This is a genomic window from Brotaphodocola sp., from assembly GCF_983179755.1.
Genome location: NZ_CFAHBC010000007.1, coordinates 74,774 through 91,234 on the forward strand (window position 1 = coordinate 74,774; position 16,461 = coordinate 91,234).

13 protein-coding genes and 2 pseudogenes are annotated in these 16,461 nt (G+C 47.6%); 2 read left to right on the forward strand and 13 right to left on the reverse strand.

The annotated features are described in order from the left end of the window. Positions 1–392 precede the first annotated feature (392 nt). The 3 genes from AC4EVX_RS04790 to AC4EVX_RS04800 all read right to left on the reverse strand — a co-directional run bounded on the left by AC4EVX_RS04790 (position 393) and on the right by AC4EVX_RS04800 (position 2,812). Positions 393–908 carry a DUF4446 family protein gene (locus AC4EVX_RS04790; protein WP_177976815.1) on the reverse strand — a complete coding sequence of 172 codons (516 nt, stop codon included), beginning with the start codon at positions 906–908 and terminating at the stop codon, positions 393–395. Between the two features lie 72 nt (positions 909–980). Further along, entirely contained in the window at positions 981–2,045 is a 1,065-nt protein-coding gene (locus tag AC4EVX_RS04795; RefSeq protein WP_490159690.1) for a ParB/RepB/Spo0J family partition protein, read from the reverse strand. Next, positions 2,042–2,812: a ParA family protein gene (locus tag AC4EVX_RS04800; protein WP_177976814.1), complete on the reverse strand. Its 771-nt coding sequence runs from the start codon at positions 2,810–2,812 to the stop codon at positions 2,042–2,044. Before AC4EVX_RS04800 ends, AC4EVX_RS04795 begins: the two co-directional genes overlap by 4 nt. 304 nt (positions 2,813–3,116) lie before the next feature. Here AC4EVX_RS04800 and AC4EVX_RS04805 point away from each other — a divergent pair, with 304 nt between their 5' ends. After that, the gene (locus AC4EVX_RS04805; RefSeq protein ID WP_177976813.1) at positions 3,117–4,073 is read left to right on the forward strand and encodes an alpha/beta fold hydrolase; all 957 of its coding nucleotides are present in this window, start codon (positions 3,117–3,119) and stop codon (positions 4,071–4,073) included. A 130-nt stretch (positions 4,074–4,203) separates the two neighbouring features. Here AC4EVX_RS04805 and AC4EVX_RS04810 read toward each other — a convergent pair whose 3' ends face one another. Both AC4EVX_RS04810 and AC4EVX_RS04815 read right to left on the reverse strand, forming a co-directional pair. Beyond that, positions 4,204–4,572, reverse strand: a complete 369-nt coding sequence (locus tag AC4EVX_RS04810; protein ID WP_177976812.1) for an Hpt domain-containing protein — start codon at positions 4,570–4,572, stop codon at positions 4,204–4,206. A 5-nt stretch (positions 4,573–4,577) separates the two neighbouring features. After that, positions 4,578–6,122, reverse strand: coding sequence for an HD domain-containing phosphohydrolase (locus AC4EVX_RS04815; protein WP_177976811.1), 1,545 nt, complete (start codon positions 6,120–6,122; stop codon positions 4,578–4,580). A 326-nt stretch (positions 6,123–6,448) separates the two neighbouring features. Between AC4EVX_RS04815 and AC4EVX_RS04820 the strand changes: the two genes are divergently transcribed. Next, a complete protein-coding gene (locus tag AC4EVX_RS04820; protein WP_177976810.1) occupies positions 6,449–6,814 on the forward strand; it encodes a VOC family protein in 366 nt (121 codons plus the stop codon). A gap of 311 nt (positions 6,815–7,125) precedes the next feature. On the opposite strand, the pseudogene AC4EVX_RS04825 reads toward AC4EVX_RS04820, so the two are convergent. From AC4EVX_RS04825 to rnpA, 8 genes and pseudogenes are all read right to left on the reverse strand, one after another. After that, positions 7,126–8,751: pseudogene (locus AC4EVX_RS04825) on the reverse strand (IS1182 family transposase). A gap of 139 nt (positions 8,752–8,890) precedes the next feature. Then, on the reverse strand, positions 8,891–9,622 hold the full coding sequence (gene rsmG / locus AC4EVX_RS04830) for a 16S rRNA (guanine(527)-N(7))-methyltransferase RsmG (protein ID WP_177977289.1): 732 nt from the start codon (positions 9,620–9,622) through the stop codon (positions 8,891–8,893). A 25-nt stretch (positions 9,623–9,647) separates the two neighbouring features. Continuing rightward, positions 9,648–11,561 (reverse strand): tRNA uridine-5-carboxymethylaminomethyl(34) synthesis enzyme MnmG, encoded by a 1,914-nt coding sequence (gene mnmG / locus AC4EVX_RS04835; RefSeq protein WP_177977290.1) that lies wholly within the window; start codon positions 11,559–11,561, stop codon positions 9,648–9,650. Between the two features lie 84 nt (positions 11,562–11,645). Continuing rightward, a complete protein-coding gene (mnmE, locus tag AC4EVX_RS04840; protein WP_490159691.1) occupies positions 11,646–13,031 on the reverse strand; it encodes a tRNA uridine-5-carboxymethylaminomethyl(34) synthesis GTPase MnmE in 1,386 nt (461 codons plus the stop codon). Between the two features lie 417 nt (positions 13,032–13,448). After that, positions 13,449–14,513: pseudogene (gene jag, locus AC4EVX_RS04845) on the reverse strand (RNA-binding cell elongation regulator Jag/EloR); the annotation flags it as partial. 14 nt (positions 14,514–14,527) lie between these two features. After that, complete coding sequence (locus tag AC4EVX_RS04850) at positions 14,528–15,838, reverse strand: YidC/Oxa1 family membrane protein insertase (protein ID WP_490159692.1); 1,311 nt, start codon at positions 15,836–15,838, stop codon at positions 14,528–14,530. Positions 15,839–15,857: 19 nt separating this feature from the next. Next, positions 15,858–16,073 (reverse strand): membrane protein insertion efficiency factor YidD, encoded by a 216-nt coding sequence (gene yidD, locus AC4EVX_RS04855; RefSeq protein WP_177977293.1) that lies wholly within the window; start codon positions 16,071–16,073, stop codon positions 15,858–15,860. A gap of 4 nt (positions 16,074–16,077) precedes the next feature. Beyond that, the gene (gene rnpA / locus AC4EVX_RS04860; RefSeq protein WP_177977294.1) at positions 16,078–16,422 is read right to left on the reverse strand and encodes a ribonuclease P protein component; all 345 of its coding nucleotides are present in this window, start codon (positions 16,420–16,422) and stop codon (positions 16,078–16,080) included. Between the last annotated feature and the right edge of the window lie 39 nt (positions 16,423–16,461).

Below are 16,461 nucleotides of genomic sequence, written 5' to 3' on the forward strand. Positions count from 1 at the left end.
TGTCTCATAATCGATGTTAGGGTTTATGATGTTTCTTTGTTGTAATATTCTCGTTGTTTCTTGTTTGATATTTTTTTAACAACTTGATTCTATATGCATTATATCGAATCGTTAAATAATTGTCAATATGTCTTTTCAAGTTTTTTTCTATTTTTTAAAAAAATACGCCCTGATACAAAAAAGAATGTGCCAAGGCAACCATCCACTCCTGCGCCGAGTGCACATCTTCGTTCCACTGCGGTCGGTGCATAACAAGCGCCACTGGCGCTTTGCACCCTTGCGGAGCATTTTTTGTATGATAGGACGCAATTTCCTATCATACAAGAAAAAGTCCGGCATCCCGGACTCTCCTCATTTTTCGTATTTGATTTTTATATTTAACTTCTTATATCCTACTGCTCTCTCTCCTTGTATCCGAGTGCCTGCTCCAACGCTTCCTTCTCCTCGTTTCCAAGAAGAACCTCGGTCTCTCCGCGATCCACCTCTTTCAGATACAGGTAACAGCCCTCTCTGCTGTGAACCGAATTGATAACAAATCCGGTGTTCGTGTAGTCGAGGATGGCGAGAGCGAAACTCAAGTTTCCGCCCATCCCCTGAAACGCATTGTACTTTACAATTCCAATTTTCTGAAAAGCTGCCCGGCTGTTCTTGTTCGCCGTCCGGATCGCGTCCTTGTTTGCGCGATCCTGAGAGCGCAGTTCGAGAATCTCATCCATCTGCTCGGAGATCAGCTCCTCGAGAGATTCCGCATCTTTTCCTCTCATGAAATAATCGTATCCACGGTAGAGCTGTTGCATCTTCAAAACTCCCACAAACACGACAATCAGAAGGATCAGATTCAGAACTGCCAGCGCCAGAATAATATAAAACGGATCAATCCCAAGATTATTGAGAATGCTTCCTTCCATTCTGTCTTCCACTCCTATCTATTTCTGTGTATCTTTTGTCACTACTTTGTCTGCTATCCAATGTTACTGGTGTCACTGGATGGACTCAAGTAATTCGATGATCCTCTCAAGCTCAGACTGAGAATAATACGAAATCTCGATCTTTCCTCTGCTGTTGTCCTTTCGATTGATGACAACCTGAGTTCCGAGAATCTCTTTCAGACGATCCTCAAGATCTCGATAGACCATCGCAATCTGCTCATCCTCCCTCGTCTCCAAAGGTTTCTGAGCCAGATTTCCGGTCATTTTTTCGGTGATCTTCTCTTTCGCTTTCTCCGCTTCCTTCGTCGTCGAAACAGAGAGCTCCGCCATATCCGAAATCTTCTCCGTGGACTCTGCACTTACACCAGAATCCTTCCCCTCTGTACTTGCCTTGGTCTCTTCTGCCACTTCTTCCTTCTTCTCTTTTCCGAAGGTCTTGACGGCTCTCTCGACCTCGCGCACGTTGAGGTGATCTCTCTCCACGATCTTTGCCAGTTCCAGCTGTTGATCCTGATCCTGAAGGCTCAAAATCGCACGCGCATGACCGCTCGTGATTCTCTTTTCCGAAACCATTTTCTGAACCTCCGGATTCAGATAGAGCAGACGAACGCTGTTTGTGATGACGGTACGGCTCTTTGATACGCGCTTTGCGATTTCTCCCTGTGTCATGCGGAATTCGAGCATCAGGCGCTCATATGCCTTTGCCTCTTCAATCGGGTCAAGGTCCTCTCTCTGAAGATTCTCAATCAGAGCGATCTCCATCGCCTCCTGAGGACTGAACTCACGGACGACAACCGGAACTTTCTCAACTCCTGCGATTCTCGCTGCACGCCATCTGCGCTCTCCTGCGACAATCTCATAGTGGTCTCTCTTCTTCTGGACGAGAAGTGGCTGAAGAACTCCATACTGCCTGATAGACTCTGCCAGCTCATTGAGCTGTTCCTCATCAAAATATTTTCTCGGCTGATCCGGGTTCGGCTCAATCTCCGTCACTTTGACGAAAAGCTCTTTCTGAGCCTCTGCACCGTCTGAACTCTTTCCAGAAACCTCGTCTACAACTTCCTCTCCGAAAAATGCACCAAGTCCTCTTCCAAGTCCCTTTCTGCTTCTTCTCATTCCTCTCCCCCTCTGTTGATTACTTCTGAAGCAAGCATCCGATAGCTCTCCGCACCGCTCGAACGTGAGTCATAAAGATTGATCGGCATTCCGTGGCTCGGGGCCTCTGCCAGTCTCACATTTCGCGGAATGATCGTCTTATAAATCGTCTCGTTAAGGTGTTTCTTTACATTCTCCACCACCTCAAGCGAGAGATTTGTTCTCGCATCGTACATCGTGAAGACGACACCCTCCAGTTCCAGATCTGGATTCAGGCGCTTCTTCACCATTTCGACCGTCTGAAGAATCTGGCTTAAACCCTCCAGCGCATAGTACTCACACTGAATCGGGACAAGCACCGTATCTGCCGCAGTCAGTGCGTTGATCGTCAGGATATTCAGAGATGGCGGACAGTCAATGATAATGAAATCATAGGAATCCGAAATCTTCTTGAGTTCCGTGCGAAGAAGAGATTCCTTGTTCTTCACATCGAGAAGCTCAATCTCTGCCGCTGCGAGATTCATATCCGACGGCATCACATCAAGATTCTCCTGTACATCCTGATAAATGCACGCATCCAGTCCGCAGTCCCCAAGTAACAGCTCATAGACAGTCTTGTCCATCTCTTCCTTCTCAAATCCCAGTCCGCTCGTGGCATTTCCCTGCGGATCAAAATCCACCGACAGAACCTTCTGTCCTGCCTCTGCCAGACACGCTGAAAGATTGATCGCCGTGGTCGTCTTTCCCACGCCACCTTTCTGATTTGCAATCGCTATTATTCTACCCATTCTGCATCCTTTTTATTGTATCTCTCATGGGTCACCCGTGGAAAGGTTCGGATTCTCCGCGGAAACCCGTTCTTTTTTACGGGGAATAGTATAACACAATTTTTTTTGTTTTCCTATAAGAAATCAATGAAATACACGCCGGGAGTTGTCTGATAATTTGTTCCTGTGAAACTGCTCTCGCTATCTGCTTCTAATTTTCTGTCTTTTTATTGCCTATCCCGACAATTTGTACTATAATATCAACAGATCTGTTGCTCTTTACGCTCAGATCAAACCTGTCTCGCCTGCAACAAGGAGGTATTCTATGAAGGCAAAAAACAAATTATTGACCCTGCTGATCCTGTCTGCCACTACCGCTGCCTCCATCGCGGCTATCAATAAAATTATCAAAGTCACAGCTGTGTCAAAGAATCTTTTAAACGATGACAAGTCAAAATCGCTGTGCTTCAAATGGCGTCTCGGAAATGTGCATTACACGAAAGCCGGAAGCGGAATGCCCCTGCTTCTGATCCACGATCTGAATTCCGCCTCGAGCGGTTACGAGTGGAGTCGGATTGTCTCCTCTCTCCAGAACGATTACACGGTCTACACGATCGATCTGCTCGGATGTGGACGCTCTGAGAAAGCAAACATGACGTATACGAATTACCTCTACGTCCAGTTGATCTCTGATTTCATCAAATCTGAGATCGGTCACCGCACAAGCGTCATCGCAACCGGAGAGTCCGCGTCGATTCCGATCATGGCATGTGCCAACAATCCGGAGCTTTTTGACCAGTTGATGTTCATCAATCCGCTGAGCGTACAGGATTTCTGTCAGATGCCGGGAAAGGCATCAAAAATGTATAAGTTCGTCGTAGAGCTTCCGATGATCGGAACCCTTCTCTACAACATCGCGAACAGCCGTCAGGCAATCCATGAGCGTTTCGTTGAGTCCGGCTTCCAGAATCCGTATTCCGTCAAATCCTCATATGTGGATGCCTACTATGAGTCCGCGCATCTCGGCAGTTCTCCGAAATCCATGTATGCGAGCATAAGCTGTAATTACACGCGCTGTAACATCGTCAATGCGCTCCGCAAGATTGACAACAGCATGTATCTGATCGGCGGAAATGGAATCGAACACATCGAAGATCGGCTGAATGAGTACAAGGAATACAATTCCGCGATTGAGACCGCGCTGATTCCTGGCACAAAGGGACTTCCTCAGCTTGAGGCTCCGGAAGAGCTCGTCGAGTTGATCCGCACCTACATCCACTAAGTTCCGCTCACTGCGCACAGTTTTCTATGAAATTATGAAATAAAAAGGCGATTTTCCTATCCCCTCAAACGGATAGGAAAATCGCTTTTTCTCTTAATGTCCGAATATCATTCCATCTTACTTATTGCGCTTACTCATTCATTGCCTTGATTGCAGAGATTGTGCGCGCATAATCTGCCTGCACCTGTGTCCAGAGACGATCTGCCTCTGCGATGTCAACTGCCTTGTCCTCACCTGCCGGACGAAGGCACTCTGTCAGATCGGAGGAGGACTGCGAAAGACCGTCAAATCCCATATTCTGCGCAACACCTTTGATCGTATGTGCGGCGCGGAACGCCTCCTTATAATCTTCTGCCTGCATTGTCTGCTCCAGCTGTGAATAGCTCGGATCGTCCACAAATTTGAGCACAAATTTTTTAATCAATCCCTCACTGCGAAGACGAAACAGAACTGCATCAAAGTCTGCTCCCATTGCTTCATAACACTCTCTCAAATTCATTTCCTCTATCTCCTTTCATCCAGCCGGAAGACTTCTTCCGCTCTTCCAATCACACCCACGCGGAGTGCTTCCTCTCCATCAGACCATAATGTTCTCGCCACCAGACGATGTTCTTTCATCTCGCCGAACGCATGAATCTCGATCTTGAGATCGATCGACGGATTCTCCGGTGTCGTCTTTGCAAGCTCTGCCCGAATCTGTTCCAATGTATTCTGATCCTGAAGCAATGAGGATTCTTTTCTGAGATCAAGCTGATTCTTCTTCAATCCCAGAAGACGTCTGCCCCAGTTTGAAAACAGGATAACATTCGTCAGCTCGCTGTAATCAAATACCAGTGTTCTCTCATGCTCAAAGAAGAATTCCTTCTTCGCCTGCTCAATTCGCATCTGGTTGATCGAGTAGCCGTATCCGTGTAATTTCTTATGCTTGAGAATCTGCTCCACTGTCTCATGCACCTGAAATTCTCGCTCCGGTGAATTCACAGCAAGCTCTCTCTGAATATCTCCCGCAACTTCAAGCAGACAGTCCAGCAACAGTGGATTGAATGCACCACACTCTCCGTTCATGATCATGTTGATTGCAGTCTCATGCGAAAACGCCTTCTTGTAACATCGCTCACTCGTCAGTGCGTCGTAGACATCTGCAAGAGAGACAATCTGTGCGGAAATCGGGATCTCATCTCCCTTGAGTCCATCCGGATATCCCTTTCCATCGTATCTCTCATGATGCCAGCGACAGATCTCATATGCCGTTTTCATAAACGGCTCATTCTGATAAGCCGTGATCGCAGACAGCATCGAAGCTCCGACTGCCGAGTGCGTTTTCATAATCTCAAACTCTTCTTTGGTCAGTCTTCCCGATTTGTTGATGATCTCATCCGGGATACTGATCTTTCCGATGTCATGAAGTGCCGATGCCGTGGAGATTCGGATGATGTCCTCCTGAGTCAGTGGATATTTGTCCGTCTTTTCTACAAGGTGTTGAAGCAGAATCTCTGTCATCGTATTTATGTGAAGGACGTGAAGTCCACTCTCGCCATTTCGAAACTCCACAATATGACTGAGAATATTCACCATCATACTGTTGTTTCGCTCTTTCTCATAAACCTGATCCGCAACAAGACCTACCAGACGTTTTTGTTTTGCATAAAGCATGAGGGTATTTTCTACTCTGCGCCGTACAATCAGCGCGTCAAACGGCCGGCTGATGTAATCCGTTACACCAAGTTCATAGGCGCGCTCCATGTAAGAAGATGCTCGCTCTGCTGAAATCATGATGACCGGAATATTGTCAATCAGATGATACTTGTTCATGATTGCCAATACCTCAAAACCATCCATCTCCGGCATGGTAATGTCCAGAAGAACCAGATCAATAGCATCGGAATATTTGCGGATGAGTTCAACTGCCTGTACTCCATTTTCTGCTTCCAGAGTCCGATAATCTTCCTGAAGCATATCCGTCAGGATCGCACGATTCATCTCAGAATCATCTACAATTAAAATGGCCTGTTTTTCCTGAATCTTGTCATCCGTTTCTGTCTGTCTCATTCCATCCCCTCCTTTATCTTCGAATTTCAATAGATTTTTCTAATGTATCAAATGTATCAAATATATCCCATTTTCGTAACTATTCAGTTCCTTCACAGTCACGAGCAAAAATCCATTGAAAATTGCTTCGCAATGGGATTTTTGCTTGCTAGCCCATGTTTTTGTACGGTCAGCGCAGTAAATGCGCAGACCTATTGAACAACTACCCATTTTCCTATTATACGTGAAAATTCAAACGAAAACAAGCACTCATATATATAACGCTTGAGTTTTCTTCTAATTCCGGATACAATGAAAGGAAAAACAGGAAAGGAAACATTATCAGAATGATCCGATTCAATCACTTTAACTTTAATGTTCTTGATCTTGAAAAAAGCATCGCCTTCTATAAGGAGGCTCTGAATCTGACTCCGGTCAGAGAGAAAAATGCGGAGGACGGCTCCTTCAAGCTCGTCTACCTCGGTGACGGAAGCTCCGACTTCACCCTCGAGCTGACCTGGCTCAAGGATCGCACCGAGCCTTACGATCTCGGCGAATGTGAGTTCCATCTCGCCTTCACAACCGACGAGTTCGAGGCGCTCCACGCCCGCCACAAAGAGATGGATATCATCTGCTTTGAAAATGAGGCAATGGGAATCTATTTCATTGGCGATCCGGACGGATACTGGATTGAGATTGTACCTGCAAGATAAAGAATCCTAAAATATTCAAGTCGACGCTCGCGGAGACTTGGCGCGTGATTCTGGTCAGCTCTGCTGACATCTTCCAATCAGAATCACTGCGCATCCACTCTGAGTTATATTTAGGGGAAAATTTTTCCCCTAAAGCCAAAAGGGGCTGTCGCATTAGCAAATATTTTTGCTGGGCGGTAGCCCTGCTTTATGTCAAAATGGGATCGAAATCGGTTGTGATTTCGATCCCATCCCTTATAAACACAGTCCATTCCCAGACATCTCTTTCGGCATGCCTTATTTCAAACTGTTTTGTTTTCAACTACCAAAATCTATGCCGTCTTTAATGAAAAAAGATGGCTTCCCGTCCTTCCAGTCTGAATCTTGCAATGAAGCTTATTGATATTTCGTCCCATTGCCAGAAGGATGCTCTCTGCCAGTGCATTTGCCTTTCCTCGGTATAGATATCTCCGAAAATTCATGTCTTCCTTTACATCAGCAAATGAACCTTCAACTTGGATACTGCGATTCATTCGTAGCATCGTTCCATACTCACTTGTGATCCGTTCCAGATCTTCTGCGCGTTTCTGGCTCATCGTCTTTGAAACCATCAGCACCTTATTTCGTTTTTCCATAGGCGTTTTACAGTTGTTTCCCTTAATACAGTCTGTTTTATAAGGGCAACCGGTACAGTCTGGACTTCTGTAATACGTTTTTATGCTGACATATCCACTGACTGTTTTACTTCTGCGTTCATTTGTGGCAATCAATTCCCTTCCGTTCCGGCAAATGTAGCTGTCACTGTCTGCATGGTACTCCATGTTTTCTCTTCGGCTGATGTCTTTTTTGTATTTTCGTGTCTTTGAGATCTCGTAATTCTGTGGCTTTATGTAGGCGGTCTGTCCGTTTTTCTCAATGAAAAGATAGTTTTCCTCACTTTCGTATCCGGCATCTGCAACGATCTCTGAATATTTAAACCCCAGATACCTATCCATATCTTTTAAAAAGGGGATTAGAGTACATGTGTCGGTAGGATGTGAGCTGATATCGAGCTATGTGATGTATTCAGAATCTACTCCATGCTGGATGTTGTAAGCAGGTTTCAACTGTCCATTCAGCATAGCATCTTCCTTCATCCTCATGAAGGTTGCGTCAGGGTCTGTTTTTGAATAGCTGTTTCTATCTCCAAGCGTATACAGCTTTTTCGTATATTCCTTTAATTTCTCCAGATATTGATCCAGTTGTTCCAATGATTTCTGTAGCTGTGTTTTTCTGCGCCCAATTCCATGTACAAACACAATTCCTTCCCGTACTTTGATACGGCACAACTGTTTTTTTAACCGCTTTAGTGTATGTATGGATATCCGGTCATGATATACCATTTTAATTCCGTAAAGTTCTTCGCATTCAGCCACAAAAGAAGACAGCTTTGTGTATAATCGAACCTGATTTTTTGTGATAGCTCGTTTCCATACAAATGTATATTTATTTGCCACAGATTCGATCTTGGTGCCGTCAATAAATATGGTCTTCCCTGAAATCTCACCAAGAAGATAGAGCAGATCAGACATTTGGGCAAGCAAAGCTTTTGCACAGACAGAAAAGTGTAGGGAAATAAAACGTGCGATTGTTGCGTGATCAGGAGCTGGCATTCCTTCCAGCAGATACATGAAGTTGATATCCCGTTTACATGCTTTTCTGATATCCCGGCTTGAATAGATTCGATTCATTGCTGCATAGATAACGAGTTTCAGCATCTGACGCGGTGTTGCCTGATGTTTTCTGATCCTGCCGTAAGTTTTATACAGTTCAGAAAGGTCCATTTCCTCCACAAAGGCACTTACCAGACGAACCGGGTCATCAGATGGAATAGAAATCTCTAAATCCAGCGAAAGTTTGATTTGATAATACGGAGAAAATGAGGTATAATCTCTCTGTATTATTTTGTTTAGTAGCATAAACTGATTATACCACAAACGCCGGGCTTTTCGAAGCTCGGCGTTTTGTGGTTGGTACAGAAAAGGAGCTACCGCACGTTAGTGCGACAGCCCCTTTATTTTCACCTTTACCGATTCGTATTCTTGTTCTTCTCTGCAGCTACACAATCGGCTCCTTCGCCGGAACTCCGGCTTTTCTCGGAAAACGCTTCGGCGTCTTCTCTGTCTTCCTGATCATCACGAGACTTCTGTCTGCCTCTGCACCGGAAAGTGTAAATCTCACAACGTTTTCCACATTTCCACCGAGAACCTGAATCGCCTTCTCGCCGGCTTTCAGCTCCTCGTCAATCTTTCCCGACTTGTACGGCACAAAGTATCCACCAATCTTTACAAACGGCAGGCAGTACTCCGACAACGATGCCGTGTTTGCAACTGCCCGCGATACACTGAAATCATACTGCTCGCGATACTGTGGATTCTTTCCAAAATCCTCGGCTCTTCCGTGGATTGTCTCGACTCCCTCAAGACCAAGCTCCCCGATGACCTCATTCAAAAATTTGATTCTCTTATTCAGCGAATCGAGAAGCGTCACCTTGAGCTCTGGAAATGCGATCTTGAGCGGAAGCCCCGGAAAGCCCGCTCCCGTTCCGACATCGATCAGCTTCGCGCCATCGAGCGCAGACACCTCAACAGCGCGCACAAGCGCAAGGCTGTCCACAAAATGCTTTTCTGCGACATCCCCGACCTCAGTGATTCCTGTCAGGTTCATCACCTTGTTCCACTCAACAAGAAGTTCATAGTAGCGATAGAACTGTTCCATCTGCTTCTCAGACAATTCCAGTCCTGCCTCCCGAACTCCGACTTCCATTTTTTCTCTAAAAATTTCTTCCATTCCGGCTTTTTTCCCTTATCCTCTCTTAGCTTTCCTGTTTCCTTTCGTGACTGCTATGGCCGCCGTGACGCAACTGCTCCAAATGCACCAGAAGAACGGAGATGTCCGCCGGTGAAACACCGGAAATTCTGGATGCCTGACCGATCGACACCGGCTTGTAGAGATTGAGCTTCTGCACTGCCTCAATTCTCAGGCTGTTCACCGTGCTGTAATCAAAGTCCGGATCAAGGCGCTTGCTCTCGAGCTTCTTAAACTGTGCGACCTGTTGCATCTGACGCTTTAAATATCCCTCATACTTCACATTGATATTAACCTGCTCGGCAGTATCGTGCGGAAGCTCTGGACGCTTCGGGTCGATCTCTGCAAGCATGAAGTAATCAAGCTCCGGTCGTCTCAGAAGTTCTGCCATCGTCGCTCCTGTCTTGAGCTCGGTACTTCCGTGTGCACGCAAAAATGCCTGCACTCTCTCGTTTGCTCCTGTCGTCGTGTGCTCAAGGCGATCAACCTCCGCCTCAATGTCCTTCTCCTTCTGGCAGACTCTCTCATACTCCTCATCGCTGACAAGTCCGATCTCATGACCGATTCCACGAAGGCGAAGATCTGCATTGTCCTGTCTGAGGAGCAGACGATACTCGGCACGCGAGGTCATCATTCGATACGGCTCATGATTCTCCTTCGTCACAAGATCATCGATCAAAACTCCGATATAAGCCTGAGAACGGTCAAGAATCACCGGCTCCCGTCCGAGCACCTGCATCGATGCATTGACTCCTGCCATAAATCCCTGAACCGCTGCCTCCTCATATCCGGAACTTCCGTTGAACTGACCACCGCTGAAAAGTCCGTGAATCGCCTTAAATTCAAGCGAAGACTTGAGCTGGCGCGAATTGATGCAGTCATACTCAATCGCATACGCATTTCGCACGATCTTCACATGCTCGAGTCCCGGTACGGTGCGGTACATCGCATACTGCACATCCTCCGGCAGAGAACTCGACATTCCGCCAAGATACATCTCGTTCGTGTAAAGTCCCTCCGGCTCAACAAAGACCTGATGGCGGGACTTATCCGGGAACTTCACAACCTTGTCCTCGATCGACGGGCAGTAGCGCGGACCCGTTCCCTCGATCGCACCTGAAAACAGCGGGGAGCGATCGAGGTTGTCGCGGATGATCTGGTGAGTCTCCTCATTCGTGTACGTCAGCCAGCAGGATACCTGATCCTTCTGAATCGACTCCGGATCGGTCGAAAACGAGAATGGCACAACTCTCTCATCTCCAAACTGCTCCTCCATCTTTGAAAAATCAATGCTTCTCTTGTCCACACGCGCCGGCGTTCCGGTCTTAAATCGGAACATCTCCACCCCGTTTGCAATCAGGGAATCCGTCAGATGGTTTGCTGCCTGAAGTCCGTTCGGACCTGTCGCATTGCTGACTTCTCCGTAGATACAGCGCGCACGCAGGTAGGTTCCGGTTGCCAGAACAACTGCCTTTGCATGATAGACGGCTCCTGAGAACGTCTTAACTCCCTTTATGCAGTGATCCTCCACGATCAGCTCGGAGACCTCCGCCTGACGGATCGTCAGATGGTCGGTATTCTCCAGTGTCCGGCGCATATGACGGCTGTACTCCTGCTTGTCTGCCTGAGCACGCAGAGAGTGGACTGCCGGTCCCTTCGACTCATTGAGCATCTTTGACTGGATAAACGTTGCGTCAATATTTTTTCCCATTTCTCCGCCAAGTGCATCGAGTTCGCGGACGAGATGTCCCTTCGAGCTTCCGCCAACATTCGGGTTACACGGCATCAGCGCAATGCTGTCCACGCTGACCGTAAATACAATCGTCTCAAGTCCCAGTCTCGCACACGCAAGCGCTGCCTCACAGCCCGCATGTCCGGCTCCTACGACGACCACATCATAGCTTTCTTCCAAACATTTCATAACTAAATCCTTTCATTTGTTATGGGCAAAAATCTACTACCTTCAAATAACAGATCGTTTGCTTCTATTCTATTTAACACGATTTTATTTTCCCATACAGAACTTGCTGAAAATCTCGTTTACGAGATCATCCTCCACTGCCTCGCCGATGATCGTTCCAAGCTGGCGGTATGCGTCCATCAGATCAATCGTGAGGAAATCCTCCGGCATCTGATCTGCGATTCCCGTCTGAACCATCCGAAGCGAAGCCAAAGCCTGTTCGAGAGCCGTCTTGTGGCGCACATTTGTGATCAGAATCTCATCGTTGAAATCCAGATTTCCCTCATAGAACAGTTTCTCAATCTCCTGCTCAAGGCGATCAATGCCGGTCTCCTCCCTCGCAGACACACTCAGAACCGTCTTTCCGCCGGTCAGCTCTGCCAGCTCTTCTTCCGAAACCCGCATCTCAAGGTCGGACTTATTCAGCAGAACAATCGCCTTTCGGTCGCGGATCAGATCGATGATCATCCGGTCATTCTCATCGAGCGGACGCGAACCGTCGACCACATAGATAATCAGATCTGCCTCATTTGCAGCCGCACGCGCTCTGCTCACACCGATCTGCTCAACGCGATCCTCGGTCTCACGGATTCCCGCCGTATCAATGATATTGAGGCTGATTCCTCTGAGGCGAATCTGCTCCTCGAGCGTGTCTCTCGTCGTTCCCGCAATGTCCGTGACAATCGCACGCTCCTCACCCACCAGAACATTCATCAGCGAAGATTTTCCTGCATTCGGCTTTCCGAGAATGACCGTCTTGATTCCCTCTGAGAGCAGTTTTCCGTTATCCGCCGATCTCAGCAGCTTTTCGAGTTCCTCCACCATCGGCGCGAGAAGCCCATTTAACTTCTCCTCATATCCATCAAGCGAGATGTGTTCCGGATCGTCAAGGGCGGACTCAATGAAGGCAATCTGATACAGAATATCCTCCCTGAGTTTCTTCACCTTTCTTGAAAGTGATCCGCTCAACTGACTGACTGAAGATCGCATCGCATATTCACTGCGGGAGTTGATCACATCGATCACCGCCTCCGCCTGTGACAGATCCATTCTTCCGTTCAAAAATGCACGTTTCGTAAATTCTCCCGGTTCCGCCGGACGGGCACCGTTTCGGATCACAGTCTCAAGAATCCGCTTCATGACGAGAACACCGCCATGACAGTTGATCTCAACCGTATCCTCTGCCGTGTAGCTGTGCGGTCCGCGCATCACCATCGCAAGCACCTCATCGAGTGCTTCCTCCCCGTCATACACCATTCCATAATGAATCGTGTGCGTCTTTGCATCCGCCAGACAAAAGCCCTCTCTTCGGCTCTTAAAAATCCGATCCGCAACCTCAATCGCCTCCGATCCGCTGATCCGGATGATTCCGATTCCAGAACTGCTCATCGCCGTAGCAACCGCTGCGATTGTATCGGTAACATTCTCCATATATTCCTCTTTCTGTTATTTCAGTCTATAAAATAGTGAAACTTTGTTGAAGGCTCCGAAGGCAGGAAAGTTCATGCAAACCCGTGTGAAATGTCGGTGCTTAGGCTGTGTCCTTTACAGCCTTATGCACCGCTACATTGAACCCGGAGCGAGAGCGTGTTTGCATAACTTTCCCCTGCCGGAGGAGCACCAATGAATCCAACACAAACGGGGGCATCCGGCGGTGGTCAAACCCACTACCAGACACCCCCGTTTTTTCCAAAAACCGTCTGATGTTTTTTAAGTATCCTATGATTCTGTTGTCTCAGAACCCGTTGTGATCGTTTCCACAACCGTGGTCTCCGTCTTCACAAGAACAACTTCCTCCGTAGAAACAACCTGCTCTCCGATCTTCTCACTCTGCACGCTCAGACTCTGTGCATCCTGTGCATTTTTTGCACCCGGTACATGGTTCTGTGCAGAACGATTGCGAGAGCGATAAGACTTCTTTCCGCCCTTCTTGCCATCTGCCATCTCCGCTCCATTCTTGTCACGGCGTGACGGATAACGATCTTTACGGGTTGCATTTCCACTGTAAGGAACTTCCTTCTTCAGAGAAATCACAACATGGCGGTAAGGATCTTCTCCCTCGCTTCGCGTCACCACATAGCGATCATTCTGAAGAGCGGAATGGATGATTCTGCGCTCATACGGATTCATCGGCTCGAGTGCAACCGGATGCTTCGTCCGCTTTACCTTATAAGAAATATTCTTGGCAAGTGTCTCAAGCGTTTCCTTTCTGCGCTCCCGGTAGTTCTCGGTATCCAGCTTCACGCGCAGATATCCTTCGGTCTCCCGGTTTACGACAAGGCTTACGAGATATTGCAAAGAGTCAAGGGTCTGACCGCGCTTTCCGATCAGGATTCCCATATCTCCTCCCTCCATCATCACGCGAAGCTCGCGCTCAGACGGATCGTACTCTGCCTCAACAGAAACTTCCATTTCCATCGCATCAAAAACCTGACTCAGGAAATTTTTCGCCGCCGTCTTGACAGCTACCTCATCGATCTTTGCAGACGCCTTTGTCTTCTTCTCAGACTCTGCCTGCTCCGGCTTCTCAGAGTTTTCCGGCTCTGCCGTAACCTCGACATTCTCCTTTTTCTCTGATACTGCCGGCTTTGCGATCTGCCGTTCGGTCTGCACTTTTGCTTTCAGCTCTCTCTGCTGTGCCTCTCTCGCTTCTTTTGCCTTCTGGGCTTCCTCCTCGGCAATCTGAGCCGCCTTGATCGCTTTTGCCTTCTCTTCTTTCAGGGTCTGTTCTTCCGCCTCGCTCATCACTCTGGCGCGAATCACACAGGGTTTTGCAAATAAGCCAAGAAGACCTGAGCTTTCTTTCTGAACCACCTCATAGTCAAGATGATCACTCGTCGTCTGCAATTCGATCAGCGCCTTTGTGATCGCCTCATCCAAGGTCTTGGCAGAAACCGTAATCTTCTCCTCCATTGTGTCCCTCCCCCTTATTTATTATTGTGTTTCTCGTTGTACTTCGCAACCATTCCAGCCTTTGACGCAAGACTGCCAGGCTTTGCATCCTTATTGTAATAAGCAGTGGACTCTTTTACCAGCTCATCATTCTTCTCGAGCTTCTCCGCACGCTTCTTCTCTTCCTTCTCAGCCTCAATCTGCATGTTCTTTAACTTTGCAGTTGCATTCTGAGTGATCTGCTGTGGCGGAAGACCCTTCTTCTCACGCTTCTTGTTTGCCTTTGCAACATTCTCTGCGATCAGCTGATCGAGATCCATGCTGTTTAAGTACTTGTTTACGATTAACTGCTGAAGAATCTGGAACACACTGCTGGCTACCCAGTAGATACCAACTGCTGCCGGGAAGGTGAAGCAGAAGAAGACAGACATCAGAGGCATGGTTACATTCATGCTCTTCATCATCTGTGCTGCCTGATTCTCATCCCCTGCGGAAGACGGGTTCGTGTTCATCATCAGCTTCGTGCTCAGGTACTGGCTCAGACCTGCCAGAATCGGGATCAGCCATGCCAGATTCGGAACAAAGCTTCCGTCAAACGGCTGTGCTGCCAGATTGATTCCGAGGAAGGAGTTCATACCCTCAATAACTTTATAATTTTCATGAATGACGTCTGCCGCATTCGGGAATGCGCCTGCCAGATCGCCCCACTGGCTTGGGTTCATCTTGTAAAGGATGTCCACCATCTTGTTGCCAAGCGCCGTTCCGGTCACTCCGGTCAGATCACCGATGGCATTCATACCCTTTAAGTTCACACCATGCTCAGTTGCAAACTGAAGAAGGGAAGCTCCTGCTCCGTCTGCAAGGTCAGTCGCACTTGCCGCTCCGGTCAGCGCGAAAACAATGTTCATGAAGTGTGTCTTTACAGAACCTACATATGCCGGGATGTTGTAGATTACCCGGTACAGTGCCAGAAGGATCGGCAACTGGATTACCAGCTGTAAGCATCCGCCTGTCATGGAAGTGCCGTATTTCTCGTAAACAGCCTTTGTCTCCACATTCATCTTCATCATGGAGTCATTGTCTGTTTTTCCCTTATACTTATTCTGAATCGCCTGAATCTCCGGTTGCATCACAGCCATCAGCTTGGACGCCTTCTGCTGTTTGATGGTCAGCGGGAACATCAGGACCTTAACGACCAGTGTAAATAAAATGATCGACAAGCCAATGTTCTGAACACCGAACAGGCTTGTGAACTTGAACAGCGCGCTCATGATGTAGCCCATGATCTCTACAATCCACGCGAACAAGAAAAATCCCCCGGTCTTTGTCAATGCCAAGTATTCCAATCTGTTACCTCCTCATAAGCTACGGAACTGGATCATAACCGCCTTCTGCCCACGGATGACACCGCAGTATCCTCTTCGTGGCCAACCATAGTCCTTTCACCACACCGTACCTGGTGAGTGCCTCAATGGCGTATTGAGAACACGTCGGCGTGTAAATACAGTGAGTTCTTACTTTCAGCGGGGAGAGGAAAATCTGGTACCCCCGAATCATTAAAATCAAGATTTTTTTAATCATGTTCTCACTTCGATTCTCTTACAATGTTATGAAGTCCGCACAGGTGCATAAATGCACGCTCAATGGTTTTATAATCTGAGTCCTTTGCAGCAGCTCTCGCCACCACGACGATGTCACAACCAGTCTCCAACATGTCCATGTGAAGACGGAAACTCTCCCGCACCAGACGGGTGATATGATGTCTCACCACACTGTTTCCGACTTTCTTGCTGACGGAAATTCCGATTCTGGTTGCCGGCTCCTCCGTCCGCTTTACATACATCACCAACTGTCTGTTGGCACAGGATTTTCCCGTCCGGTATACCGTCTGAAAATCCCTATTTTTTCTGATACTTGGAAATCTCTTCATATTATCCCTAAATTTAAGAAAAAGGCCACAATTTCTTGT

What these genes read in the sequence shown, in the direction of transcription:
- AC4EVX_RS04790 (WP_177976815.1), bottom strand. Translation starts at nt 908, where the DNA reads ATGGAAGGAAGCATTCTCAATAATCTTGGGATTGATCCGTTTTATATT.
- AC4EVX_RS04795 (WP_490159690.1), bottom strand. Translation starts at nt 2,045, where the DNA reads ATGAGAAGAAGCAGAAAGGGACTTGGAAGAGGACTTGGTGCATTTTTC.
- AC4EVX_RS04800 (WP_177976814.1), bottom strand. Translation starts at nt 2,812, where the DNA reads ATGGGTAGAATAATAGCGATTGCAAATCAGAAAGGTGGCGTGGGAAAG.
- AC4EVX_RS04805 (WP_177976813.1), top strand. Translation starts at nt 3,117, where the DNA reads ATGAAGGCAAAAAACAAATTATTGACCCTGCTGATCCTGTCTGCCACT.
- AC4EVX_RS04810 (WP_177976812.1), bottom strand. Translation starts at nt 4,572, where the DNA reads ATGAATTTGAGAGAGTGTTATGAAGCAATGGGAGCAGACTTTGATGCA.
- AC4EVX_RS04815 (WP_177976811.1), bottom strand. Translation starts at nt 6,122, where the DNA reads ATGAGACAGACAGAAACGGATGACAAGATTCAGGAAAAACAGGCCATT.
- AC4EVX_RS04820 (WP_177976810.1), top strand. Translation starts at nt 6,449, where the DNA reads ATGATCCGATTCAATCACTTTAACTTTAATGTTCTTGATCTTGAAAAA.
- rsmG (WP_177977289.1), bottom strand. Translation starts at nt 9,622, where the DNA reads ATGGAAGAAATTTTTAGAGAAAAAATGGAAGTCGGAGTTCGGGAGGCA.
- mnmG (WP_177977290.1), bottom strand. Translation starts at nt 11,561, where the DNA reads ATGAAATGTTTGGAAGAAAGCTATGATGTGGTCGTCGTAGGAGCCGGA.
- mnmE (WP_490159691.1), bottom strand. Translation starts at nt 13,031, where the DNA reads ATGGAGAATGTTACCGATACAATCGCAGCGGTTGCTACGGCGATGAGC.
- yidD (WP_177977293.1), bottom strand. Translation starts at nt 16,073, where the DNA reads ATGATTAAAAAAATCTTGATTTTAATGATTCGGGGGTACCAGATTTTC.
- rnpA (WP_177977294.1), bottom strand. Translation starts at nt 16,422, where the DNA reads ATGAAGAGATTTCCAAGTATCAGAAAAAATAGGGATTTTCAGACGGTA.